We start from the raw sequence: 22437 nt of genomic DNA on the forward strand, positions 1-22437 counted from the left end.
GACATTGGCAACTACCCCCCGGTTGCTAGGACTCCGGGTGGTCCCTCTGATTGCAACCCGACCAAAGAGAAAATCTCTGGCCGGGTTTTGCATTGCGGGCTATTCGCCCAGCACTTCCAGCACCGCTTCGCCGACCCCCGCCGCCGACGTCGGGTTTTGGCCGGTGATCAGGTTGCCGTCGACGACGACGTGCTTGGTCATCGGGATCTTGGCGGTGGTGTACTCGCCGGCTTGGTCGCGGAGTTTCTCTTCCAGGCTGAAGGGGACTTCCTCGGTGCGGCGGGCCAGTTTTTCTTCGGTCCAGGAGTAGCCGGTGACGTGGCGGCCGTCGAGAAGCTTGGCGCCGTTTGCGAGGGTGACGTCGAGCAGGCCGCACGGGCCGTGGCAGACCGCGGCAACGATCTTGTCTGCGTCGGCGAAGTGGGCGACGGCATGTTTCACCTCGTCGGCCGCGAAGTCGAACATGGTGCCGTGGCCGCCGATGAGGTAGATGCCGGCGTAATCGTCGAGGTTCACATCCGTGATGGCCGGGGTGTCGTCGAGTTGGTCCATGAACTCGGGGTCCTCATAGCGCTTGTTGGTGCCGCCGAGCTGGATCACCGGGGTTTTCAGGCTCACTGGGTCGATGGGTACGGCGCCGCCGTCGACGCTGGCGAGGGTGACCTCGTGGCCGACTTCGGTGAGCACGTCGTAGAAGTGCGTGTACTCGCCGAGCCACATACCGGTGTGGATGCCGGAGTCGGTGTAGCGGTGGACACTGGTGGAAAGCGCAAGAAATTTCATGCGCCCCATTGAACCACCAGCGCTCGGGCCGGCGCAGCGGGCCTAGGTGGCCGGGTTGCGGACCAGCAGGCGGTCCACCTGGTCCGCCAGGTCCGGGGCTTGCGTGTCAAAGTCGCCGGGCAGCTCCCGGTCCGCTTCGGCGATGGCGTCCGCGTCCGGCTCACCGGTGGCCATCGCTGCCTCAGCCGCGTCGAGCAGCCGCTGCAGGCGGGGCACGTTGAGCTGGTACGCGCCGTCGTGTTCCGGGCCTTCCACCGGGGCGAGCCAGCCGGTGGCGGTGAAGATGAACATGCGGGTTTCCAGCATGTTCGCCTTCAATCCGAGCTTGTCTTTCGGATCTCCCAGGCGCCGCACGTAACCCCTGCGGGCTTCGCGCACGGTGCCGTCGCTGTCCAGGACAGGTCCTGAGTGATCGTCAGCGTTACGCGCGATGTCGGCCAACATATGCAGTTCTCGGGGGAAGAGCGACGGCGCTTTTGCGCAGTACACGGCGGCTCTCAATATCTCGCCCAAGGGCGCCTCCTTTATGCGGTTGTGGTGGAACAGGCCGACATTATAATTTTCCGTCCGATCCCGGAGGCGACGGAATCGAACGGATGTGTGGGTGAGGGTTAGATGGACGACATGGCCGGGATGGACGAGCCGCGCAGCTTTGAGTTGAACGCGATGATGCGGCCGCGGTCGGCGTAAATGTCGTTAATCTTGCCGACGCGGATGATGCGGCTGAGCTCCCGGTCGCCGACGAAAAAGTTGCCCTTGGTGTCACTGGCGACGAACGTGGTGCCGTAGCGGCGCAGCTGCAGATTGCCCATCTTCGGGGCGCCGGCGAAGGCGTTGGTGTCGGCGCAGTCCCACGCGTCCCACTTACCCAGGTTCATGGCGTTGGCTTTGCCCTGGCCGGCGCACATGTGACCCGGCATGGTGTCCACCAGGCTGAGGCAGTGGATGAAGTCCTGGCCGTCGATGGCGTAGACACCGCAGCGCACAGTGTCCTGTTGGTTGGAAAACGTGGCGTACGGCGGCTGCGCGGGCAGTGCGCCGTGGGCGGCGGGCCACTCCACGCGCCGGGGGTTGAAGCCCTCGTTGGCGGAGGCAGAGGTTGCGCCGGCGGATAGGGCGGCGGTGGCGGTGAAAGCGGCGATGACGCCGCGGAGAAGAGTGCGCATGAGATTCTTCTAGAGCTTGAACAGCACCTGGTTGGTGGCGCCGGCGCGGATGACCGCGCGGGTGGCAATGTCCGCCACGTACAGGTTGCCGGAGAAATCCGGGGCGATGTATGCGGAGCCGAGCTGCTTGACCTGCAGCGGGTTCAACTTCTGGGGCGGGTTGGTAAAGCCCTGGTTCCAGCAGTGGACAGCGGCGGATCCGTCACCGACGCTCACGGCTGGGGCGAGCTGCTCCGGCGGGTTGCACTCCGGCTGTGCCTTGCGTGCGGGGTCGGACACACAGATGGTCTTCGTCGTGCCATGGATCTGGTAGATCTCGCAGCGGACGTCGCCCGAGGTGTTGGAGTAGGTGGCGATGTTGGCGGATGCGGCCGGCGCAAGCGCTGCGGCGGCGATGAGAGTGGCGGCGGTAACAATGGGGGCGGTCTTTGTGATCTGCATGACACGAGTATTGCAGTTTATGTCCAGCGTTGCACGCCTCCGGGCAAAGATTTCAAAGAAATCCCCAGTGTTTCGGCCAGCGCGCCATGCTTTTCGACGAACCCTTCGGAGCGCACACCACCAGCGCAATACACCACAACCTCGTCGCCGGGGGAGAACTGCGCAAGCGCCCTCGACACCGCCTCCGGGTCCCGTTCTACCTCGCTGAGCGGGAGGTTTATCCCCGGCACGGGCAGATCCGCGATCGCCTTTTCGTGCGGTTCGCGTACGTCGAGGGAGGGGAGGTGGCGGGCCGTGAGGGCGTCGAAAAGCTCTTGCCCTTCGGTGTTCACGGTGCATGCCTCGGCGTAGGTGCCCAGGTGGGTGGCGAGCTCGCGCGCCGGGTCGCGGGTGACGGTGAAGCGGCGGATGGTGGCGGAAAGCGCGTCGTACATGTGCAGCCGGCCGATGCGCACCTCGCCGATGCCCGCGAGGAGCTTCACCGCCTCGGTGGACATCAGCGAGCCGACCACCGACGTGGTCACGCCGAGCACACCGGCGGTGGCGCAGTCCGGCACGGAATCCGCGTCGGGCTGGGTGGGGTAGAGGTCGCGCAGCCCCACCCCGTCCGCGGGCGCGCCGGGGCCGGAGTGCCACAGGGCGATGTCGCCGCGGTAGCGCAGCACCGAGCCCCACAACAGCGGCGTGCCGGTGATCTCGGCGGCGTCGGCGGCGAGGAACTTGGTGGCGAAGGTGTCGGAGCCGTCGATGAGCAGGTCGATGCCGTCGAGCGCCTCGATGAAGTTGTCGGGCGTCAGCCGGTCGAAGTAGGTGGTCACTTCGATGCCCGGCTGTAGGGCGCGTAGTTTTTCGGCGGCCACGTCGACCTTCCTGCGGCCCACATCGTCCGCGCCGAAGAGGATCTGGCGGTGGATGTTGGTCAGGTCCACCGTGTCGTCGTCCCACACTGTGATGTGCCCGACACCGGTAGCCGCCAGCGTCTGCATGATCGGGCAGCCCAACCCGCCCGCACCGATGACCAGCACGTGGGCGTCGTGCAGGCGCTGCTGTTGCTCCGGGCCGAAGCCGGGCAGGTTCATCTGGCGCGCGGTGCGCTTGAGTTCTTGCTCCGGCAGCATTTACAAAACCTCGTCGGCCCAGCTGGCAAGGCCGTCGAAGGTGGAGGACGCCACGGCGTGCTCGCGCTTCGGGATCCGCCCCGCGGCGCGCGCCAGGCGGCCAGCCTCCACCGCGTGCCGCATGGCCTGCGCCATCGCCACCGGGTCCTGGCAGCGGTTCACCGCGCTGGCCAACAGCACACCGGAGCAGCCCAGCTCCATGGCCAGGGAGGCGTCGGAGGCGGTGCCCACGCCGGCGTCGATAAGCACCGGCACTTCCGCGCGGGAGCAGATCAGCTCGATGTTGTGCGGGTTCAAAATGCCAAGCCCGGTGCCGATCGGCGAGCCCAGCGGCATCACCGCAGCCGCGCCCAAATCCTCTAAGCGCTTGGCGGCCACAGGGTCGTCGGAGGTGTAGGCCAGCACGGTAAAGCCCTCGTCGACGAGCATCTCGCAGGCGTCCACAGTCTCCACCACGTCGGGAAGCAGCGTGCGGTCGTCCGCGATGACCTCCAGTTTTACCCAGTCGGTGCCCAGCGCCTCGCGCGCCAGCTTCGCCGTGATCACCGCGTCGCGCGCGGTGCGGCAGCCGGCCGTGTTCGGCAGCGGCGCGATGTCCAGGCGCTTCAGCAGGTCAAACACGCTCTCCCCGCCGCCGGTGGTGGCGGAGTGGCGGCGCATCGCCACCGTGGTCAGCTCCGTGCCGGAGGCCTTCAAAGCCTGCTCCAGCATGTCGAAGGAGCTCGCCCCGCCCGTGCCCATGATCAGGTGCGAGCCGAACTGCTTTCCGGCAATCTCCAGCACGTTTAGCCTCCTTGCACTGCGGTGAGGATGTCGGCGGAGCAGCCGTCGTAAAGCTTTTGTGTCCACTGCGAACGTGGCACGACCTCGCCGTCGATGGCCACCGCGGTGCCGTCGGCGGGTGCGCCGACCTCCGCCACCAGTTCCTCCACCGTCGCGGCGGCGGTGGTGGCCGCTTCTCCGTTGAGCGTGATGTTCATGAATGCCTCCTCGGGTCGCACGCGGTCAAGTCTATTGAGAGCTCTTGCCTATCGACGAGCTCCGCCCCAACCCGCGCCCCCAACCCCGCAAGCAGAATCCCGTGCCGGAAGTACCCGGTGGACACGACCGTGCGCTCGTCGACGCGGCCCAGGTAGGGCAGGTCGTCCGGCGTGCCCGGGCGCGCGCCCGCGGTGGCCTCGACGAAGTCGCACTCCTCCAACGCCGGGACGAGCTCGATCGCGTCGCGCAACAGCTGGTGGATGCCCTGGACCTGGGGCTGATCACGGCCGTCCTCGCGGGTGGTCGCGCCGATGGTCAGTGTGCCGTCCTCGCGCGGGATGAGGTAGACGGGGCGGTCCTCAACGAACCCGCGGACCACGCGTGTGAGCAGCGGGTACTGGTGCTTGGGCACGCGCACGTGCAGCACGTCGCCGTAGACCGGGCGCAGGTCCAGGGAGGGGATGAGTTGGCTTGCGCCGAGGCCGTTGGCGACGACCACCTGGTCGGCATCTTCGAGCTGGTCGAGGCTGTCAATGCGGTTGGTGGTGAAGGTGACGTTGGCGGACCGGCAGGCGTCGATAAGCGCACGCGTAAACAGGCGGGGCTGCACCTGGTGGTCGCCATCGATGCGCACCGCGCCGTTGATGGCGGGGGAGAGCGCCGGCTCGAGCTTGCGGGCTTCGCGGGTGGTGAGCTTGTCCACCGCCATGCCGTGGCGGGACTGGTACTCGGTGAGCTCATCGAGGTGGGTCTTGTCCGCGATGTCGCGCGCGACCACGAGCGTGCCGTCGGTGCGGTAGCCGGTGGGCAGGTCCGAGTACTTGGCGGTGAGGTTGATCAGCTCGGGGTACCACTCGGCGGAGGCGCGCATCAGCGGGAAGAGCGGGTCCTGCTTGTACACCACCTCGGCGGTCGGGGCGAGCATCCCGCCCGCGTGGTGGGAGGCGCCGGAGGCCGGCTCAGGGTCGTGGACCGTGACCGTGTGGCCGCGGTCCGCGAGCGTGAGAGCCGTGGTCAAGCCGATAATTCCTGCGCCGACGACCGAGATGTTCACGCTTGACAGGGTAGCGCTTCTCCCGTGCTGTTTTGCGAATTTCGATACCGTGGCAGGTGCACGTGTGACAGACGAGATTCAAGGAGAGTGCAACATGTTCATCCGATCCCGTGAAGACGTCGACACCGTCGAATGGGGCGGCGGCACCAGCGAACGCCTGCTCACCGCCCGCGACAACATGGGGTTCGCCGTCGCCCACACCGTGGTCCGCGCTGGCACCGAATCCAAACTGGAATACCGCAACCACCTCGAGGCCTGCTACTGCATCGCCGGCTCCGGGGAGGTCGAAGACACCGACGGCAACATCTACCCCATCACCCCGGGCACCATCTACGTGCTGGACGAGCACGACCCGCACTACCTGCGCGGCGGCAAGGACGAGGACCTCGTGCTGGTGTCCGTGTTCAACCCGGCGATTACCGGTGACGAGGTGCACGAGCTCACCGGCGACGGGTTCAGCTCGTACTAGCTGGTGGCTGCGTGGTCCTGCGCGCCGCGGTCGAATTCGGCGATCACGCGCTCGCAGTACGCCTTCGCGTCGTCGGCGTGCATGATGCCGCGCACGATGGCCAGCCCGTCCACGCCCGCGCGGGCCAGGTCGTAGGCGTCGTCGGCGGTGACGTCGCCGATGGCCACCAGCGGCAGCTCGGAGGCGGCCACCAGCTCCGGGTAGCCGTCCAGCCCGATCGGAGCGCGTCCGGAATCCTTCGTCGGGGTGGCGCGGAACGGCCCGCAGCCGATGTAGTCGATCACGTCCTTGTGCTCGTTGGCGGCCTGGACCAGCTCTAACGTTCCGGTGGTCAGACCGATGATCGCGTCCGGCCCGAGCAACTCGCGCACCACTCGCACGTCCAGGTCGTCCTGGCCGACGTGGACGCCGGAAATGCCTTCGTGGCGGAGGGCGGCGGCGACGTCGGCGCGGTCGTCGATAAGCACATGTGTTTGCGGGTTGACGGAGTGGACAGCCTCGGCGACGGCGCGGGAGAGCGCGTAGAGCTCGCGCGCGGTGATCGGCTTCGAGCGCACCTGGATCACACCCGCGCCGCCGGCGGCGGCCTGGCGGGCGCGCTCCACGACGTCCGGGCCCTGGCCAGTGACGAAGTAGCAGCGCAGGTCAAGCGGCTTAGTCACGCAGCGCCTCGATCAGCTCGTCCTTGGTCATCTCGGAGCGGCCCTCGATGTCGAGCTCCTGGGCGCGTTTATACAGCTCGTCTTTGGTCCAGTCCTCGTAGGAGCCGGACTCGCCGCCGCGCTCGCCGACTTTGGAGCGGCCGTCGCGCGCCGCCGCGTTGGCGATGGCGGCCGCCTTGGACTTGGAGTTGCCCTCGCGCAGCAGGGCCTCGTAGAGCTCGGGATCCTTGATCGAATCAGCCATGGCTGCCAGCCTAGACCGTCATCGGGCCGGTGCGGGTGGGATGTCCCAGCGGCTCCACGTGCACGATGGTTTCCGCGCCGCCGAGGGCTTCGGCCACGCCGGCCTCGATCGCGTCGGCGTGGTCGTGGGCGTGGGAAACGGACCAGTCGCCGGGGACCTGCATGACCAGGTTGACCATGCGCTCGCGCCCGGCCGCGGTGGTGCGCACCGAAGTGAACTTCACGCCGTTGGCGGCGGCGTACTCGTCCAAGTAGGCGTGGACGATCTGGTTTTCTTCCTTCGGCAGCGACTCCGCCAGCAGGCCCAGGATCGCGCCCTTGAGCAGCTTGTAGCCGGTGAACATGATGTTCGCGCCCACCACCAGCGCCACGATCGGGTCAAGGGGCTGCCAGCCGGTCAGCCACACCAGCGCCATGCCGACGATGACGCCGACGGTGGTCCAGACGTCGGTGAGCAAATGGTGCCCGTCGGCATCCAGGGCGGTGGAGCGGTACTTTTTGCCCGCACGGATGAGCGCCACGCCGACCGCGCCGTTGATCGCGGTGGCCACGACGGAAAATGCCAGGCCGATGCCGAGCTGCTCCACCGGCACCGGGTGGATCAGCCTGTCCACGGCGGTGACGATGATGGCCACCGACGCAAGCAGGATCAGCGAGCCCTCCACCTGCGCTGAGAAGTACTCGGCGCGGGCGTGGCCGAAGTGGTGGTTGGCGTCCGCGGGCTTCGCCGACAGCTTCAGCGCCCACAGACCCACGGCGGCGGCGATGAGGTTGATGCCGGATTCGATGGCGTCTGAAAGAAAGCCCACCGAGCCCGTCACCCAGGCGGCGGTCGCCTTCAACACAATGGTCAGCACCGCTGCAGCGATGGAAAGCCATATGAATCGTTCGAGGAGTTTTTGCTCGTTATCTGCCACGGTATTCGCCACGGTTGTCATCCCTCTCAAGCCCGCGTTGCAGAGGCTGAGCCTAGCAAATCGGTACCGTGGTTCGAACACACCGCAAATCACTTAATAAAGCTAAGGAAGGTTTTTCACTATGGGCCGTTGGGTCGTCGCAATCGCTGGTGCCGTCATTGGCGCGCTGTTTTTCGGTTGGCTGCTGCAGATGCTGGGGGTGACCGGCATCCTCTACACCGTCGGCGTGCTGGTGGGCTCAGCTGTCACGTCTTCTCTCGCCGGCACGCTGATCAAGCCCGGCCGCTAACGCCGGACGCTAACCAGACCAAAACCCTAGATAGGACCACGCATGGCGCGCACACGCCGTTTGCAATCTGATCCCCTGATTTTCTTCTCCGCGCTGGGTTTCATCCTGGTGTTCGTCGCCGCCACCCTGGCGTTCGGCGACCAAGCCCGCGAAACCTACGCGGCCGTCTCCGGCTGGCTGATGGACCACTTCACGTGGCTCTACATCGGCGGCGTCTCCGCCACGCTGATCTTCCTCATCGTGGTGTTCGTCTCCCGCTACGGCAACCTGCGCCTGGGCGATGATGACGAAGAGCCGGAGTATTCCTACCCCGTCTGGTTCGCCATGCTCTTCGCCGCCGGCATGGGCGCGACGCTGATGTTCTGGGGCGCGGCCGAGCCGCTCAACCACGCCTACAACCCGCCGCGCGGCGGCTACGACTCCATGAGCCGCGACGCGATTATCCAGGCGTTCCAGTTCACCTACTACCACTTCGGCATCCACATGTGGGTCATCTTCACGTTGCCTGGTCTGGCCGTGGGGTACTTCGTCTATAAGCGAAAGATGCCCGCGCGCATGTCGTCGATGTTCTCGCCGCTGCTCGGCGGCAAGGTCTACGACACCCCGGGCAAGCTGCTCGACGCCCTGGGCATCATCGGCACTGTCTTCGGCCTCGCCGTGTCCGTGGGCCTGGGTGTGCTGCAGATTTCTGCGGGCATGAACATTCTTTGGGACGTCCCACTGGTCACCCCCGTACAAATCGGCATCATCTGCGCGATCACCCTCGCCGCCTCGATTTCCGTGGCCACGGGTCTGGACAAGGGGGTGAAGATCCTGTCCAACCTGAACATCGCCGGCACGGTTCTGCTGATGATCTTTGTGCTGCTCACCGGCCCCACGCTGAAGCTGCTCGGCCAGATCACCGAGTCCTTCGGCATCTACGCCCAGTCGCTGCCGGAGCTGATGTTCTGGGTGGATTCCTACAACGACAACCCGGGCTGGCACGCCACCTGGACCGCCTTCTACTGGGCGTGGACTATTTGCTGGTCGCCGTTTGTGGGCATGTTCTTCGCCCGCATCTCCCGCGGCCGCACTGTGCGCGAGTTCATCGGCGGCACGCTGCTTCTGCCCACCACCTTCGACCTGATCTGGTTTTCCATCTTCGGCCGCGCTGCCATTGACATGGAGGAGCAGGACCCGGGCGTGCTCACCACCCCGGTGGTGGAGGAGGGAGACACCCCGCAGGCGCTGTTCTCCCTGCTTGCGGAGTACCCGCTCTACGCCGTCACCGGAGCCCTGGCACTGGTGGTGATCGTGTTCTACTTTGTCACCTCCATGGACTCCGCCGCGGTGGTGATGGACATGTTCGCCTCCGGCGAGGAGAACAAGTCGCCCACCTACTACCGGGTCGGCTGGGTCGTCGCCGTCGGTTTGGTCACCGGCGCGCTGCTGTTTATCAACGATTCCGGCATTGAAGCCCTGCAGCAAGTGGTGATCATCATCGCGCTGCCGTTCTTCTTCATGTACTTCGTCATGATGTACTCGCTGACGAAGGCGATGAACGACGACTCCGCCGCCGCGCGCAAGACCCGCTCGCGCACCTGGGAGAAGACCGACACCGCGGAGAAGCTCGAGGAGGGTGAGAACAAGCCGGCCCCGGGCTATGACGCGGAGGGCAACGAGGTCGAGCGCCCCGAGCTCGAGTACGACGCGGAGGACGATTCCTGGAAGTTCCCCGAGGGCTTCAGGTTGGATCGCAGCGGCGAGAACGACACGCTTGTCGACGACCGCAGGTCCGACACGTAGCCAGCGCTAGCGGGCCAGCCGCATTGTTCTGTGCGGGATGCCGGTGTCGAGGAACTCCTCGCCCTCGGCCACGAGCCCGAACTGCTCGTAGTAGCCGACTAGGCCGGACTGCGCCTCGACGATGAGGTCGCCGGGGAAGCGCTCGGTGTAGGCGATGCCGGTGCGCACGATCTCCGGGCCGAGACCGGACCCGCGGTGGTCGGGGTGGACCACAAACCGGCCGAAGCGGGAGCCGTCCGCGGTGGGGAAGACGCGGGCGCACCCGGCCAACGTGTCGCCGTCGAAGGCGAGGATGTGGCGGGTGTCAGGGCTCGCGTCTTGGTCGTCGATCTCGTTGAAGGGGCAGTTCTGCTCTGCCACGAAGACGTCCACACGCAGCTTGTACAGCTGGTGAACCTCGAGTGGGGTCATCTCACGCAGCGATTTCAGGCTGATCATATTTCGGCTCAATCCTTCCCGTCTTTCCGTAGGAGAGGTGGCGGTGCGCCCACTCGAACGGGCCCTGCTTGCCCGCCCGGTCCAGCGCAACTGCCAGCAGCAGAGTAATCAACCACACTGCAAAGCCGATGAGCAGCTTGCCGGTGACCGAGGTGTCCAGGCCGATGCCCAAAAACGCCGGGGTGCAGATCGCAATGAAGAGGAACGACTGCGCGAGATACCCCGACATGGAGCGCTTGCCCAGCGCCACGAACGCCCGGGCCCAACCCGGGACCCGGTTGTTCAGCTCGTCTGTGGCCAGCGCGAGCAGCGCCAGAATGCCCGGGCCGGTGAGGTAGCCGAGCGCCTGGTTGAGCACGAACAGCGGCAGCTCCCACTCGTCCGGCAGCACGCCCGCGGCGGCTAAGCCCCAGGGCAGGCCGACGCAGAGGATGACCAGCCCGGTGATAATGCTCCAGGTGACGAGGGTGCGGCGGTGCGCGTGGACGTCGGTAAGCACCTGCTCTCGCGCCCACACGTAGCCGATGATGGCAAGCGATAACAGCTGCAGCACCGCAAACGGCTGCGCGACCAGCTGCCCGAGTGCCATGTCCAGGTTGGACGAGAAGTACGCCCCGAAGGTGTCGAAGGTGGCGGTGGGTTCGGACTGGTTGAAGCCGCCGGAGGCGTCAAAGTAGAACGACGCGATACCGCCGGCGACGCCGAGGGCCGTGAACAGGCCGAGGATGGTGTAGGCGATGATGCGCAGCGTCTTCGAACTCAGCGTGAGCATCGCCGCGAGGAAGATGCCCACCAGCCCGTAGGTGAGCATGATGTCGCCGTAGAACAGCAGGAACATGTGCGCCACGCCGAACAGCGCGAGCGCGCCGTAGCGGCGGTACAGCACGCGCCGGGCCTGCTTGGCGGGGTAGTGCTTGCGGTACAGGCTGGCCGCGACCAGGCCGAAGCCGAAGCCCAGCAGCGTGGAGAACATCGGCAGGCCGCGCACGTGGATGAACATCGCGGCGAACACCGCGCCGATCTGGTCGATCACGCTGTCCGGGCGCACGCCGCCGACGGACCAGCCCACGCGGGATTGGTCCTCCGACCAGTCGTTGATCACCCAAGCCTGGGCGGCGTTGGCCATCGCGATGCCCAACAGGGCGGTGCCGCGCGCCAGATCCGGGACGATCAGGCGGGGGCGTTGCTGTGTGGGTTGGTGTTCGGGTTGATGCTGTTCGGCGTTAGCGGCTTCGTGCATGCGCTCAAGGTACCGCCTCAGCCGCGCATCAGCCACGTTTGCGGTTACTGGCCCGCGAAGGTTAGGGATGTGGTTGAATGTCTCTGTTGATACTCATGTTGCCAATGTGATTGGGGTTGCTATGCGTCGCTCGTCCGCCGCCCGCCTGCTTACCGCCGCGTTTCTGATTGCCACCTCGGCGGCTATCGGCAGCCCCGCGGCGCACGCCCAACAGGCGGAGGCGCCGGTGGGTGACCTGGTCAACTACGTCTGGCGCACCGACCCGGTGTCCAAGGCCCTGGCCGGAAAGCCGATGGCGGACAAGGTCCTGCACCGCGTTCCCGGCTCCTTCTTCGACGCACCGCGCACCCCGGCCGAGTCCGATGAAGCGATGCGACGCGGCCGCGCGCTCTACGGCCCGAGCACCCCGCTGTATGTCGGCTCCGAGCCCGGCAAGGAAGTCATGTGCACCACCACGGCGGCCGGCTACAACGACCGCGGCGAGAAAATCGCCGTCACCGCCGGCCACTGCGGCAATGTCGGCGACGCCGTACGCTCCGCGGACTCCTGGCAGCTCGGCCGCACCGGCACGATCACACACGTCAACCGCGAGCTGGACTACGCGGTGATCACGCTCGCCGACAACACCGAGGTCACCCGCTCCTACAACGGCGTGACCGTCAACCACTTGGGCGGCGCACCGGTGAAGCCGGGCGGCGTGGTGTGCAAGACCGGCGTGGCCTCCGGCACCACCTGCGGTCCCACCTACACCGACTGGGAAGCGCGCAACACCAACCAGGTCTGCGCCATGCAGGGCGACTCGGGCGCGCCGCTGATGGTGGGTGACCGCGTCATCGGCATGATCAACGGCGGCATCTGGGGCCCGCCGTTCAACGTGGCCTGCCGCACCCCGCTGCAGGGCCCGCTGCACGCGCCGACGGGCGCGCTGCGCATGGACGCCGTGCTCGGCGACATCCCGGGCGGGTTCCGCCTGCCGTAGGCGGCGCGGGCCCCGCTAGCCCTGCAGGCGCTCCGCGATCTCGCCCACGATCTGCGGGTTGCCGGCAACGCACCAGGTCACGTCACCCGCGTCGACCTTGATGCAGCGCCCGCCGACGGCCTCGACCAGCGCCTTGCCCGGCAGCCAATCCCAATCCGGCACGGTGTGCTGCAGCCACGCGCCCATCTGCCCGGACGCGAGGTTCGACAGGTCCACGGAACCCGCACCCATCATGCGCATCGTCGCCGCGCCCGTGACCACGCGCAGCCACGCCTCGCGCACATCGTCGTTGGCCATAAAGGTCGGGTGCAGGTAGGTCACCACTGCGCTTTCGCCTAGCGACGACTCCGCCAAGCCCCCAAGCTCCACCCCGTCGCGCGTGGCCGCACCGTCCGCCGCGATCCACGTGGTGTCCGTGGCGGGGCGGTGCACGGCGCCGATGGCGGGGGAGTGGGCGGAGTTGTCGTCTACAAGTGCGATCGCCGAGCAGAAGTAGTCCGAGCCCTGGGAGAAGTTGTAGGTGCCGTCGACCGGGTCGATCACCCACGTGCGGCCGGTAGAAGAGGCGCGGGAGGCGCCCTCCTCGCCGATCACGCCGTCGTCGCCGCGCAGCGCCTGAAGCGCCTCGGACACGAAGCGCTCCGCGGTGCGGTCGGCTTCCGTGACCACGTCGGAGACAGAGGTTTTCACCTCCGCGTCCAGGCCCTCGCCGCGCATGCGCAGCGCCAGCTGGCCGGCGTGGCGCACGAGCGCGGCTGCGAGCTCGGCGTCGGAATCGTTGCGGTGGTCGGAAATAAACTGCTGCGTATCGGTCACGCGGCCATTATGGCGCAGTCGGGGACTCCTCGCCCTCCTTGAGGTACACGTTCGAGCCCAAGTCGCGGAATTCGCGCGCCATCTCCTGCTCGCCCTCGCGCGCGTCAGAAGAGGCGGCTGAGGAGTCGGCGTCGAAGTCGAACGACGGCATGCCCAGGTCCGCGATCTGGTCGCCGAACTCGTCGCGGATGTCTTGCGAGATGCGCATGGAACAGAACTTCGGGCCGCACATGGAACAGAAGTGCGCCGTCTTCGCCGGTTCCGCCGGCAGCGTCTCGTCGTGGTAGGACTGCGCCGTCTCCGGGTCCAGGGACAGGGCGAACTGGTCGTGCCAGCGGAACTCGAAGCGGGCCTTGCTCATCGCGTCGTCCCAGTCGCGCGCGCCTGGGTGGCCCTTGGCCACGTCGGCGGCGTGGGCGGCGACCTTGTAGGTGATCACGCCGGTTTTCACGTCGTCGCGGTTCGGCAGGCCCAGGTGCTCTTTCGGGGTGACGTAGCACAGCATCGCCGTGCCGCCGGCCGCGATGTTGGCCGCGCCGATGGCGGAGGTGATGTGGTCGTAGCCCGGCGCGATGTCGGTGACCAGGGGGCCGAGCGTGTAAAACGGCGCGCCGCCGCACCACTGCTCTTCCTTGTCGTTGTTCACCTGGATCATGTTCAGCGGCACGTGCCCCGGGCCCTCGATCATGACCTGCACGTCATAGTCCCAGGCGCGCTTGCACAGCTCGCCGATGGTTTTCAGTTCCGCGAACTGGGCGGCGTCGTTGGCGTCGGCCACGGAGCCGGGGCGGAGCCCGTCGCCAAGCGAGAATGCGACGTCGTACTGGGAGAAGATCTCACACAGCTCGTCGAAGTTCTCGTACAGGAAGGATTCCTTGTGGTGCGCGAGGCACCAGCCGGCCATAATCGAGCCGCCGCGGGAGACGATGCCGGTGACGCGCTTGGAGGTCAGCGGCACGTACGGCAGGCGCACGCCGGCGTGCACGGTCATGTAGTCCACGCCCTGCTCGCACTGCTCGATCACGGTGTCGCGGAAGACCTCCCAGGTCAGGTCCTCAGCGACGCCGTTCACCTTCTCCAGCGCCTGGTAGATGGGCACGGTGCCGATCGGCACGGGGGAGTTGCGCAGGATCCACTCGCGGGTGGCGTGGATGTCGTCGCCGGTGGACAGGTCCATCACAGTGTCCGCGCCCCAGCGGGTGGCCCAGCGCAGCTTGTCCACCTCCTCGCGGATAGAAGAGGTCACCGCGGAGTTGCCGATGTTCGCGTTGATCTTGGTCAAAAACGCGTTGCCGATGATCATCGGCTCGCTTTCCGGGTGGTTGACGTTGTTCGGGATGATCGCGCGGCCCGCGGCGACCTCGGAGCGCACCTTTTCCACGTCGCAGTGCTCGCGAAGTGCGACGAACTCCATCTCGCGGGTGATCTCCCCGCGGCGGGCGTAGGCCATCTGGGTCACGCGCTTGCCGTCTTTTGCGCGCAGCGGCGTGCGGGTTTCGCCGCGCCATTCCTCGCTGGCGGCGCCGCGTTTGACGGCCGCGCGGCCGTCGTCAAGCAAATTGCGCTCGCGACCCGCGTACTCCTGAACATCGCCGCGGGCTGCGATCCACTCGCCGCGCAGGCTGGGCAGGCCCACCTCCGGCTCCGCGTGCGGGCCGCGGGTGCGGTAGATCTTGAACGGCTCGTTCGGGCCAGTGGGGGAGTCATCCAGCTGGATCGCGGTCTCCGGAACCTCCAGCCCGTCCTTTTCAATCGGGGCGTATGAGTGCTTCGGGTGGATTTCATGTGCATAGATGTCGTGAGCCACGACCTTCTCCTTCCTTCGCTGGTGCTAACCAGACAGGTTCGAACGGTGCTCGCGCGGGCGTTAGCGCGATCTCAGCCCGGTGCCCCGGGCACCCGTGTGGGGTCGCAGGCCACTGTATCCCGTCTTGGTGGCCGTGTCAGGCGGTTCGCTAGACTTTGCCCCTATGCAGCCGGAAACTCAGACGCGGATCAAGGACTTAAGCTCCACACTTTCCACCATTGAGAAGGTGATGGACCTGGACGTCCTGCGCGAGCGCGCCCGCGAGCTGGAGGCCCAAGCCGGGGACCCGTCGCTTTGGGACGACCCCGCGCACGCGCAAAAGGTCACCACCGAGCTGTCGAACGTGCAGGCGCGGCTAAAGAAGGTCACGTCGCTGCGCTCGCGTATCGACGACCTCCCGGTGATGTACGAACTCGCCGAAGAAGAAGGCGACGCATCCATGGCCGACGAGGAGCTGGCAGACGTTGCCGCGCAGATTGACTCACTGGAGGTGCAGACCATGCTTTCCGGCGAATACGACCAGCGCGAAGCCGTGGTGCACATCCGCTCCGGCGCCGGCGGCGTGGACGCGGCGGACTGGGCCGAGATGCTCATGCGCATGTACACCCGCTGGGCCGAAAAAGCCGGCCACAAGGTGGACATCTACGACATCTCCTACGCGGAAGAAGCCGGCATCAAGTCCGCCACCTTCGTGGTGCACGGCGAGTACCTCTACGGCCAGCTGTCGGTGGAGCAGGGCGCGCACCGGCTCGTGCGCATCTCGCCCTTTGACAACCAGGCGCGTCGCCAGACCTCATTCGCCGAGGTGGAGGTGCTGCCGGTGGTGGAGCAGACCGACCACATCGACATCCCGGACTCCGACATCCGCGTCGATGTCTACCGCTCCTCCGGCCCCGGCGGGCAGAGCGTGAACACCACCGACTCCGCAGTGCGCATCACCCACATCCCCACCGGCATTGTGGTGACCTGCCAGAACGAGAAGTCCCAGATCCAGAACAAGGCCTCGGCGCTCAACGTCTTGCAGTCCAAGCTGCTGGAGAAGAAGCGCCAGGAGGAAAAGGCCGAAATGGATGCCCTCGGCGCCGGCGGCAACGCCAGCTGGGGCAACCAAATGCGCTCCTATGTCCTGCACCCGTATCAGATGGTCAAGGACCTGCGCACCGACTTTGAGGTCGGCGACCCGCAGAAGGTCCTCGACGGCGACATCGACGGGTTCTTAGAGGCCGGCATCCGCTGGCGCATGGCGCAGCAGCAGGAGGCGTAAGGCTGCCGACAAGGCGCCCCGGCTGTGACGGATGTGACATCGCGTTTTCGCGCGACCTGGGGATAGTGACAAATGTGACAGAGCGCGCTTTGTGTCAAGTGGTTGTGAACGGGTTTAGGTGTTAGATCGTGATGGGTTGTGGGGTTGGGGCGGTTTGGGTGGTGGTGCGGATGATGCTGACTTCTGCCGGGAGGCCTGTGCCAGCTTTGGTGTCCGGTAGTTGTGTGATGATGCCTTCGCTGAGTGCGTTTCGCATCCCTTCCTCTCGTTTGCGTTGCAGTTCGGTCCAGGTGCCGTCGAGGACTGCTTGTGGTGGGTAGTAGTTGATCCCGCTGTGTGGGGTGGCGTTGTAGACCGGCACCCAGGCGCTGACCCAGGTGTTTGCTTCGCCCAGCGTGGTGAAGGTTTTCGGGTAGTAGGTCCTGGTCTTTAGGGTGTGGAACACCGACTCGGTGTGCGGGTTGTCGTTGCTGGTGTGCGGCCGGTTCAATGAGCGGGCCACACCATGTTCGGCAAACAGTTTGCCGAGTCGTTTGCTGGTCATGGCAGCGCCGTTGTCGGAGTGGACAGTGTGCACATTTGGAAAACGGGTGAAGATGTCGGCGAACATCGCTGCTGCAAGCTGGCTGTTTTCTCGTTCTGCGACGACGAACCCGACGATGGCGCGCGAGTACAGATCGATCACCATGTGCAACGCGAAGGTTTGTCCGTAGTACTGGCCAGGCAAAAACGTGATGTCCCAGCACAGCACCTGCCCGGGGGCGGTGGCGTGCACATGCGGCGGTGTGGCGTCGTGGCGGCGTTTGGCTTGTCTGGCTTTGGTGTTGTGGCGTTGGTGCAGCAGTTTGCCGTGGGCTTTGGCCACCCGGTAGAAGCTGCGCAGGCTCGCCAGGTAGATCCCGTTGTTCAACGCGGCGTAAAACACCTGGTCCACCCCGCAATGCGGATTGTCGTCCAGCAGCTCCACTATGTCTGTGACTGTGGCATCAGACAGCCGGTTGATCCGGCGTTGGTGATGCGGGATCGGGTTGTCGGTGCGTGGGCGCGGATTGGTTTCGTAGAAGACCCGGCTGCGTGAGGCACCGATGATGCCCATCGCCTTCGTTTTGGAGTATCCGACGGAAACGAGCTGGTTGATCAGCGTTTCTTCCGCTTGCCGGCCTTGCTCGTAGAGGCGTTGTTGGGCGTCGGTGAGGACTTTTCCTCCGCGTTTGAGTCCACGCCAGGTGCTCCTGGCATGGTCGCTAAAGCTTTTCCCAACACATCAGTGGCCAGCTCAGCCCGCTCTGCCCTTTCCGTCGCCTTATCTAAGGCACGCTGCATTGCTTCTTCACGGCGTTTGGCATCGAGTTCGAGCTTGCGTTTGTCCTGCGTCAGCGCAGAAATTTCCTTGCGCAGCTGCTGAATTTCGGCGCATTCATCCATCGTCAACGTTCCAACCCTCCTTGGTCTTGTGCGTGTTGGCAGATCACCGTCAGCCACCATTGCGGTCCAGCGTCGCACGGTGTGATGGGCAAGTCCATGCGCCACTAACCAGGCTTCTTTCTGGCCATGCGGCACTAACCCGTACTCGACGACCACCTCACGGATGTACTCCGCACTAGGTCTGCCCAGGTAGGCAGCATCAGCCATGTGTTTGGCGCGCTCGACGCCGTCAACGCCGTCGTCCACGGTTTTCGATTTCTGCAGTGCGCGGGCCCAACGCTTGATGTTGAGATATTGAATTCCCTGCCGGGCGCACCACGGGCCTTTCGTGCCATTGGGCAACAGGTTGTAAATCGTGATCATCTGCCGCTGCTGTGCTGGATGAAACCAACTGCCAGAACCGGTCACGCGGTACGGGGAGAACACGAACGCCACAGCGTCAAGCGATGTCAACGTCTCATCATCGAGTACTTCCCCCGCCGCCAGCACACGCGGCGGCAGCGACAAGATCTCCTCGACCCCCTCGCGCGACGTCTTAGGCTTGACCTTTCGGGCAACCACCGGGGCATCAACGGACGGTGGCGACGTCAACGACGACGGCACCAACTGAGGCAACTGTGAATCGGTCATGAACAAAACCTCCTACGGTACGTCGTTCACAACCACTCTGGCACTAAGGGGCGAATGTCACATCCGTCACTGAGAAGCCCCCGCTGCCGGGGTGAAGCCGGGAGCGGGGGCTGCGGACGTGAGCCGGCAGCAAGCCGTTAGGCGTCGCGGAGATCGATGCCCTTGGTCTCCGGGAGGATCTTCATGCTGATCAGGGTGAGCACGCACAGCACCACAACGTAGATACCCGAAATGTGCGTGAGGTCGTGGGACGTGAACCACTGGAAAATGTACGGTGCGGTGCCGCCGAAGACGGCCACGGACAGGGAGTAGGCGAAGCCGATGCTGCTGGTGCGCTGGGAGGTGGGGAAGACCTCCGCCATCACCGGGGCCAGCAGCGCGCCGCCGGCTGCAACCGCCACCACCGCGACGGTGGCGGCGACGAGCATGGTCCACGGGCGGGAATCGATCATGCCCATCAGCGGGATCTGTAGCAGGCCCACCGAGATGGCGAAGGTGTACATCACGGGTTTACGGCCGATGCGGTCAGACAGCGCACCCCACAGCGGGAGGGCGATCAGGCCGCAGGTCTGCGCGAACACGGACACCCAGTACGCGCCCTGAGTGGACATGCCGGCGTGGGTGATGGCGTAGGTGGAGACGTAGGACGTCCAGGTGTAGTGCGCTGCGGTCACACCGGAGACCATGCCGATGACCAGCAGGATGTTCATCCAGTTGGAGCGGACCGGGGTCTGCGGGCGGGTGGCCGAGAGGTCGTCGTAGGACTCGGCGCCGCCTTCCTGGATCTCGTTGAAGTGCTCGGACTCCTGCATGTGGCGGCGCAGGTACAGGGCCACGAACGCGGCAGCGGCGCCCAGCCAGAACGGGATGCGCCAGCCCCACGCGCCGATCTGCTCGTCGCTAAGCACAAGCGAAATGATGCCGCCGAGGGTGTAGGCGATCACTGAGCCGCCGAAGATGGACATGTAGACCATGGAGCCCCACTTGCCGCGGCGGTCGCGCGGGGCGATCTCCGGGATGTAGCTGTTGGCCGTGGCTGATTCGCCGCCGTGGGCGAAGCCCTGGATCACGCGCACCAGCAGCAGGATGACGGAGGCCCAGATGCCGATCTGCTCGTAGGTGGGCATGACACCGATGACCACGGCGGACAGCGCCATGATGATGATCGTCATCATCAGCACGTTCTTCCGGCCCACGCGGTCTGCGATGCGGCCGAAGATGATGCCGCCCAGCGGGCGGACTAGGAAGCCGACAGCAAAGACGCCGAAGGTGGCCAACAGTGCAGAGGTGGGGTCGGATTTGTCGAAGAAGGCTGCCGCGATAAACGGGGCGAAGACGGCGTAGGAGCTCCACTCGAACCATTCGAGCAGCTGGCCGATGAGGCTGGCGCCGAGGGACTTCTTGTCGGCTGGGCGTTCGGCCGCGATATGGGTCGTGCCCATTGTGGAGCGGGGTTTTGTACTCACGGTTCCTCCTTCGGGGACTGTTGTTTGACCGAAAATGTATTGCCTAGATCACGTTGTTGGGTGCGGAATGATCCGAAGCACGTCATTTTTTAGTGCTCGATTTCTGGGGCACCGGAGAGAAACTGCAGCTCGTTGCGGGTTTCCGGGATGGGTGGCACGGGAGCGGTGTTCGGTATGCGAACGCGCGTGCTTTATGCGCACCCCAGAACGGGGGGAGTGGTTTACCGCGCATAAGTGCACTCAAGGTGCGGTTTCACAAGTTTGAACTGAAATGAGTCGCGCTTCACACTTTTTCGGGCGTACATTGTGCGCAACGGTGGCTAGCCACTCGGCAGTTGCCACGGTCTGGCGTTTCTAAGGAGGAACAATGGCACTTAGCCCAGAAGAGCTGAGCACAGAGAGCCTCGCTGAAATCTTCGCCGCGGGTGGTCGACCGGCGGACAGTGAGCGAGAAATCAAGATCATCGACACCACGCTGCGCGACGCGCACCAGTCCATCTGGGCGACCCGCATGCGCACCGAGCACATCATGGACCTGCTCGACGACGTGACCAACGCTGGCTTTGAGCATGTTGACCTGGTCGCTCCGATTCAGTTCGACGTGCCGGTGCGCTACCTCAGGGAGGACCCCTGGGAGCGCGTGCGCAAGGTGCACGAGGCCGCACCGAACACGAAGTTCCGCTCCATGGTCCGTTCCCGCAACCTCGCGTCCTTCGACTTTCTGCCTGACGACGTCATCCACGCGTGGGTTGAGCGCCTCTACGCCAACGGCTTCCGCGTCATCGGCGCTTTCGACGGCCTCAACGACATCGACAACATCGCTGACACCCTCATCCTGGCCAAGGAGCTCGGCGCCGAGACCTACGGCTGCCTGTCCTACTGCCTGTCGCCGGTGCACACCGACCAGCTCTACATCGACAAGGCCCAAGAGCTCGTCGAGCGCACCGACGTGGACCGCATCATGCTCAAGGACGCCGGCGGCCTGCTCACCCCGGACCGCATGAAGACGCTGATCCCGGCTATCCGCAGCGCCATCGGCAACGACCTTCCGCTGGAGGTCCACACCCACTCGCTGACCGGCCTGTCCCCGCTGACTTACATCTACGCTGCAGAACTCGGTGTGGACTCCATCCACACCTCCATCGCCCCGCTCGCCAACGGCCAGGGCCAGCCCGCCACCCAGGCGCTCGCCCGCGACCTGCGCGCGCTGGGCTACACCGTCAACATCGACGACGAGCGTGTGGACAACGCCAGTCAGAAGCTCCAGGAAATCGCGGACCGCGAGGACAAGCCGGTGGGCAAGCCCCGCGCGTTCGACGGCGTGCACTACATGCACCAGCTGCCGGGAGGTATGCTCACCAACTTCGAATCCCAGCTCGCCACCGCCGGCCTGTCGGACCGCTTCGAAGACCTGCTCTACGAAACCGCACGCGTGCGCGAGGAGCTGGCGTACCCGATCATGATCACCCCGTTCGCCCAGTTCGTGGGCACCCAGGCTGTGATGAACGTGATCTCCGGCGAGCGCTACTCCGTGGTGCCTAACGAGATTAAAAAGTACGCGCTCGGCCACTACGGCGAGCCGCTCGCGCCGATCGACCCGGACGCGCTGGAAAAGATCAAGGCCAACGGCTCCTCCGAAATCGAGGAGGGCCGCCCGGAGCTCGAGCCGCGCCTGCCTGGCCTGAAGGAGCAGTACCCGGACGACGACATCGACACGCTGCTGCTGCGCGCCAACATCCCGGGCAACAACGTCGACGAGATGCGCCGCTTCGTCGCCGAAGGCCGCGCGGGCCAAGGCGAAGGGGTGCCGGGCGGCGAGCTAACCAAGCTCGTGCAGAAGATCTACGAGACCACCACCTCCGGCGAATTCCGACTGAAGACCGACGACCTCGAAATCAACCTGACCAAAAAAGGAGAGCAGTAAACCATGTCTGACATCACCAACTTCAACGAACTGAAGTCCCTGCTTGAATGGGTCAACCAGTCCGGCGACATCGAAGAGCTGAGCATCAAGTACGGCGACATCGAACTCGCCCTGTCCAAGACCCCGGGTGGTCTGAGCCACCTCAAGGCAGCCCCGGCACCGGCCGCACCGGAAGCGCCGAAGGCTGAAGCACCGGCACCGGAACCGGCTCCTGCTCCGGCCGAGGCCCCGGCGCCTGCGGAGGCTCCGAAGGAAGATGCCCCGAAGCCGGAAGCTGCTGCTCCGGCAAGCTCCGGCACCGGCATCGAGGTCAAGTCCCCGATGGTGGGCACCTTCTACGCCGCCCCGAAGCCGGGCGCGGACCCGTTTGTGAAGGTCGGCGACACCGTCGAGGTCGGCCAGGTGCTCTGCATCGTCGAAGTGATGAAGCTGATGAACAACATCGAAGCGAAGACCGCCGGCACCGTCACCGAGATCCTCGTGGACAACGAGGACGCCGTCGAGCACGGCCAGCCGCTGATGGTCATCGAGCCGAAGTAG

Annotated in this window: 25 protein-coding genes and 1 riboswitch; of the genes, 7 read left to right on the forward strand and 18 right to left on the reverse strand. The window is 65.5% G+C overall.

Translation table 11 applies throughout. The features are described from left to right. Positions 1–99: 99 nt before the first annotated feature. The 8 genes from H0193_RS11275 to thiO form a co-directional block, all read right to left on the reverse strand. Positions 100–783, reverse strand: coding sequence for a type 1 glutamine amidotransferase domain-containing protein (locus H0193_RS11275; protein ID WP_181889982.1), 684 nt, complete (start codon positions 781–783; stop codon positions 100–102). Between the two features lie 42 nt (positions 784–825). Next, the gene (locus H0193_RS11280; protein WP_181889983.1) at positions 826–1227 is read right to left on the reverse strand and encodes a hypothetical protein; all 402 of its coding nucleotides are present in this window, start codon (positions 1225–1227) and stop codon (positions 826–828) included. Positions 1228–1394: 167 nt separating this feature from the next. Then, a complete protein-coding gene (locus tag H0193_RS11285; protein ID WP_181889984.1) occupies positions 1395–1949 on the reverse strand; it encodes a hypothetical protein in 555 nt (184 codons plus the stop codon). A 9-nt stretch (positions 1950–1958) separates the two neighbouring features. Beyond that, on the reverse strand, positions 1959–2390 hold the full coding sequence (locus H0193_RS11290; protein WP_181889985.1) for a hypothetical protein: 432 nt from the start codon (positions 2388–2390) through the stop codon (positions 1959–1961). A 17-nt stretch (positions 2391–2407) separates the two neighbouring features. Further along, on the reverse strand, positions 2408–3508 hold the full coding sequence (locus H0193_RS11295) for a ThiF family adenylyltransferase (protein WP_181889986.1): 1101 nt from the start codon (positions 3506–3508) through the stop codon (positions 2408–2410). Continuing rightward, on the reverse strand, positions 3509–4291 hold the full coding sequence (locus H0193_RS11300; protein WP_181889987.1) for a thiazole synthase: 783 nt from the start codon (positions 4289–4291) through the stop codon (positions 3509–3511). It abuts the gene before it with no gap. A gap of 2 nt (positions 4292–4293) precedes the next feature. Next, positions 4294–4488: a sulfur carrier protein ThiS gene (thiS, locus tag H0193_RS11305; protein WP_181889988.1), complete on the reverse strand. Its 195-nt coding sequence runs from the start codon at positions 4486–4488 to the stop codon at positions 4294–4296. Continuing rightward, positions 4485–5552, reverse strand: a complete 1068-nt coding sequence (thiO, locus tag H0193_RS11310) for a glycine oxidase ThiO (RefSeq protein ID WP_181890068.1) — start codon at positions 5550–5552, stop codon at positions 4485–4487. Before thiO ends, thiS begins: the two co-directional genes overlap by 4 nt. Before the next feature lie 85 nt (positions 5553–5637). On the opposite strand from thiO, the gene H0193_RS11315 reads away from it, so the two are divergent. Next, positions 5638–6012: an ectoine synthase gene (locus H0193_RS11315; RefSeq protein ID WP_181889989.1), complete on the forward strand. Its 375-nt coding sequence runs from the start codon at positions 5638–5640 to the stop codon at positions 6010–6012. Here the strand turns inward: H0193_RS11315 and H0193_RS11320 are convergent. Genes H0193_RS11320 through H0193_RS11330 form a run of 3 tightly spaced genes read right to left on the reverse strand, consistent with a single transcriptional unit; the run spans position 6009 to position 7855 of the window. Continuing rightward, positions 6009–6674: a thiamine phosphate synthase gene (locus tag H0193_RS11320; RefSeq protein WP_181889990.1), complete on the reverse strand. Its 666-nt coding sequence runs from the start codon at positions 6672–6674 to the stop codon at positions 6009–6011. The genes H0193_RS11315 and H0193_RS11320 overlap by 4 nt on opposite strands. Further along, positions 6667–6918 (reverse strand): DUF7218 family protein, encoded by a 252-nt coding sequence (locus H0193_RS11325; RefSeq protein ID WP_181889991.1) that lies wholly within the window; start codon positions 6916–6918, stop codon positions 6667–6669. The genes H0193_RS11320 and H0193_RS11325 overlap by 8 nt, the downstream gene beginning before the upstream one ends. A 10-nt stretch (positions 6919–6928) precedes the next feature. Then, complete coding sequence (locus H0193_RS11330; RefSeq protein WP_181890069.1) at positions 6929–7855, reverse strand: cation diffusion facilitator family transporter; 927 nt, start codon at positions 7853–7855, stop codon at positions 6929–6931. Between the two features lie 100 nt (positions 7856–7955). On the opposite strand from H0193_RS11330, the gene H0193_RS11335 reads away from it, so the two are divergent. Further along, positions 7956–8123 (forward strand): glycerol dehydrogenase, encoded by a 168-nt coding sequence (locus H0193_RS11335; protein WP_070473261.1) that lies wholly within the window; start codon positions 7956–7958, stop codon positions 8121–8123. A gap of 42 nt (positions 8124–8165) precedes the next feature. Then, complete coding sequence (locus H0193_RS11340) at positions 8166–9908, forward strand: BCCT family transporter (protein WP_181889992.1); 1743 nt, start codon at positions 8166–8168, stop codon at positions 9906–9908. A 6-nt stretch (positions 9909–9914) separates the two neighbouring features. Here H0193_RS11340 and H0193_RS11345 read toward each other — a convergent pair whose 3' ends face one another. Both H0193_RS11345 and H0193_RS11350 read right to left on the reverse strand, forming a co-directional pair. Then, the gene (locus tag H0193_RS11345; RefSeq protein WP_181889993.1) at positions 9915–10346 is read right to left on the reverse strand and encodes a GNAT family N-acetyltransferase; all 432 of its coding nucleotides are present in this window, start codon (positions 10344–10346) and stop codon (positions 9915–9917) included. Continuing rightward, a complete protein-coding gene (locus H0193_RS11350; RefSeq protein ID WP_181889994.1) occupies positions 10321–11586 on the reverse strand; it encodes a DUF418 domain-containing protein in 1266 nt (421 codons plus the stop codon). The genes H0193_RS11345 and H0193_RS11350 overlap by 26 nt, the downstream gene beginning before the upstream one ends. 121 nt (positions 11587–11707) lie before the next feature. Between H0193_RS11350 and H0193_RS11355 the strand changes: the two genes are divergently transcribed. Beyond that, positions 11708–12565 carry a chymotrypsin family serine protease gene (locus tag H0193_RS11355; protein WP_181889995.1) on the forward strand — a complete coding sequence of 286 codons (858 nt, stop codon included), beginning with the start codon at positions 11708–11710 and terminating at the stop codon, positions 12563–12565. A 15-nt stretch (positions 12566–12580) separates the two neighbouring features. Here H0193_RS11355 and H0193_RS11360 read toward each other — a convergent pair whose 3' ends face one another. Further along, complete coding sequence (locus tag H0193_RS11360; protein ID WP_338026665.1) at positions 12581–13381, reverse strand: inositol monophosphatase family protein; 801 nt, start codon at positions 13379–13381, stop codon at positions 12581–12583. A gap of 7 nt (positions 13382–13388) precedes the next feature. Next, positions 13389–15188 (reverse strand): phosphomethylpyrimidine synthase ThiC, encoded by a 1800-nt coding sequence (gene thiC / locus H0193_RS11365; RefSeq protein ID WP_181889996.1) that lies wholly within the window; start codon positions 15186–15188, stop codon positions 13389–13391. Further along, a riboswitch (TPP riboswitch) is annotated at positions 15182–15294 on the reverse strand. (Overlaps the previous gene by 7 nt.) Before the next feature lie 57 nt (positions 15295–15351). Between thiC and prfB the strand changes: the two genes are divergently transcribed. Next, on the forward strand, positions 15352–16452 hold the full coding sequence (gene prfB / locus H0193_RS11370; RefSeq protein ID WP_181889997.1) for a peptide chain release factor 2: 1101 nt from the start codon (positions 15352–15354) through the stop codon (positions 16450–16452). A 121-nt stretch (positions 16453–16573) separates the two neighbouring features. Here prfB and H0193_RS11375 read toward each other — a convergent pair whose 3' ends face one another. The 3 genes from H0193_RS11375 to H0193_RS11385 form a co-directional block, all read right to left on the reverse strand. Further along, positions 16574–17593, reverse strand: a complete 1020-nt coding sequence (locus H0193_RS11375) for an IS3 family transposase (protein ID WP_236883627.1) — start codon at positions 17591–17593, stop codon at positions 16574–16576. Continuing rightward, a complete protein-coding gene (locus H0193_RS11380) occupies positions 17590–18507 on the reverse strand; it encodes a hypothetical protein (protein ID WP_181889998.1) in 918 nt (305 codons plus the stop codon). The genes H0193_RS11375 and H0193_RS11380 overlap by 4 nt, the downstream gene beginning before the upstream one ends. 137 nt (positions 18508–18644) lie before the next feature. Next, positions 18645–19949, reverse strand: a complete 1305-nt coding sequence (locus H0193_RS11385) for an MFS transporter (protein ID WP_181890071.1) — start codon at positions 19947–19949, stop codon at positions 18645–18647. A gap of 391 nt (positions 19950–20340) precedes the next feature. Here H0193_RS11385 and H0193_RS11390 point away from each other — a divergent pair, with 391 nt between their 5' ends. Further along, positions 20341–21897, forward strand: a complete 1557-nt coding sequence (locus H0193_RS11390; protein ID WP_181889999.1) for a pyruvate carboxylase subunit B — start codon at positions 20341–20343, stop codon at positions 21895–21897. A gap of 3 nt (positions 21898–21900) precedes the next feature. Next, positions 21901–22437, forward strand: a complete 537-nt coding sequence (gene accB, locus H0193_RS11395) for an acetyl-CoA carboxylase biotin carboxyl carrier protein (RefSeq protein WP_181890000.1) — start codon at positions 21901–21903, stop codon at positions 22435–22437.

It is taken from the genome of Corynebacterium haematomassiliense, from assembly GCF_013978595.1.
GTDB lineage: Bacteria > Actinomycetota > Actinomycetes > Mycobacteriales > Mycobacteriaceae > Corynebacterium > Corynebacterium lehmanniae.

Bases quoted from the DNA above. Each gene is read 5' to 3' on its own strand.
- H0193_RS11275 (WP_181889982.1), bottom strand. From the start codon at position 783: ATGAAATTTCTTGCGCTTTCCACCAGTGTCCACCGCTACACCGACTCC.
- H0193_RS11280 (WP_181889983.1), bottom strand. From the start codon at position 1,227: ATGTTGGCCGACATCGCGCGTAACGCTGACGATCACTCAGGACCTGTC.
- H0193_RS11285 (WP_181889984.1), bottom strand. From the start codon at position 1,949: ATGCGCACTCTTCTCCGCGGCGTCATCGCCGCTTTCACCGCCACCGCC.
- H0193_RS11290 (WP_181889985.1), bottom strand. From the start codon at position 2,390: ATGCAGATCACAAAGACCGCCCCCATTGTTACCGCCGCCACTCTCATC.
- H0193_RS11295 (WP_181889986.1), bottom strand. From the start codon at position 3,508: ATGCTGCCGGAGCAAGAACTCAAGCGCACCGCGCGCCAGATGAACCTG.
- thiS (WP_181889988.1), bottom strand. From the start codon at position 4,488: ATGAACATCACGCTCAACGGAGAAGCGGCCACCACCGCCGCCGCGACG.
- H0193_RS11315 (WP_181889989.1), top strand. From the start codon at position 5,638: ATGTTCATCCGATCCCGTGAAGACGTCGACACCGTCGAATGGGGCGGC.
- H0193_RS11325 (WP_181889991.1), bottom strand. From the start codon at position 6,918: ATGGCTGATTCGATCAAGGATCCCGAGCTCTACGAGGCCCTGCTGCGC.
- H0193_RS11330 (WP_181890069.1), bottom strand. From the start codon at position 7,855: ATGACAACCGTGGCGAATACCGTGGCAGATAACGAGCAAAAACTCCTC.
- H0193_RS11335 (WP_070473261.1), top strand. From the start codon at position 7,956: ATGGGCCGTTGGGTCGTCGCAATCGCTGGTGCCGTCATTGGCGCGCTG.
- H0193_RS11340 (WP_181889992.1), top strand. From the start codon at position 8,166: ATGGCGCGCACACGCCGTTTGCAATCTGATCCCCTGATTTTCTTCTCC.
- H0193_RS11345 (WP_181889993.1), bottom strand. From the start codon at position 10,346: ATGATCAGCCTGAAATCGCTGCGTGAGATGACCCCACTCGAGGTTCAC.
- H0193_RS11350 (WP_181889994.1), bottom strand. From the start codon at position 11,586: ATGCACGAAGCCGCTAACGCCGAACAGCATCAACCCGAACACCAACCC.
- H0193_RS11355 (WP_181889995.1), top strand. From the start codon at position 11,708: ATGCGTCGCTCGTCCGCCGCCCGCCTGCTTACCGCCGCGTTTCTGATT.
- prfB (WP_181889997.1), top strand. From the start codon at position 15,352: ATGCAGCCGGAAACTCAGACGCGGATCAAGGACTTAAGCTCCACACTT.
- H0193_RS11380 (WP_181889998.1), bottom strand. From the start codon at position 18,507: ATGACCGATTCACAGTTGCCTCAGTTGGTGCCGTCGTCGTTGACGTCG.
- H0193_RS11385 (WP_181890071.1), bottom strand. From the start codon at position 19,949: ATGGGCACGACCCATATCGCGGCCGAACGCCCAGCCGACAAGAAGTCC.
- H0193_RS11390 (WP_181889999.1), top strand. From the start codon at position 20,341: ATGGCACTTAGCCCAGAAGAGCTGAGCACAGAGAGCCTCGCTGAAATC.
- accB (WP_181890000.1), top strand. From the start codon at position 21,901: ATGTCTGACATCACCAACTTCAACGAACTGAAGTCCCTGCTTGAATGG.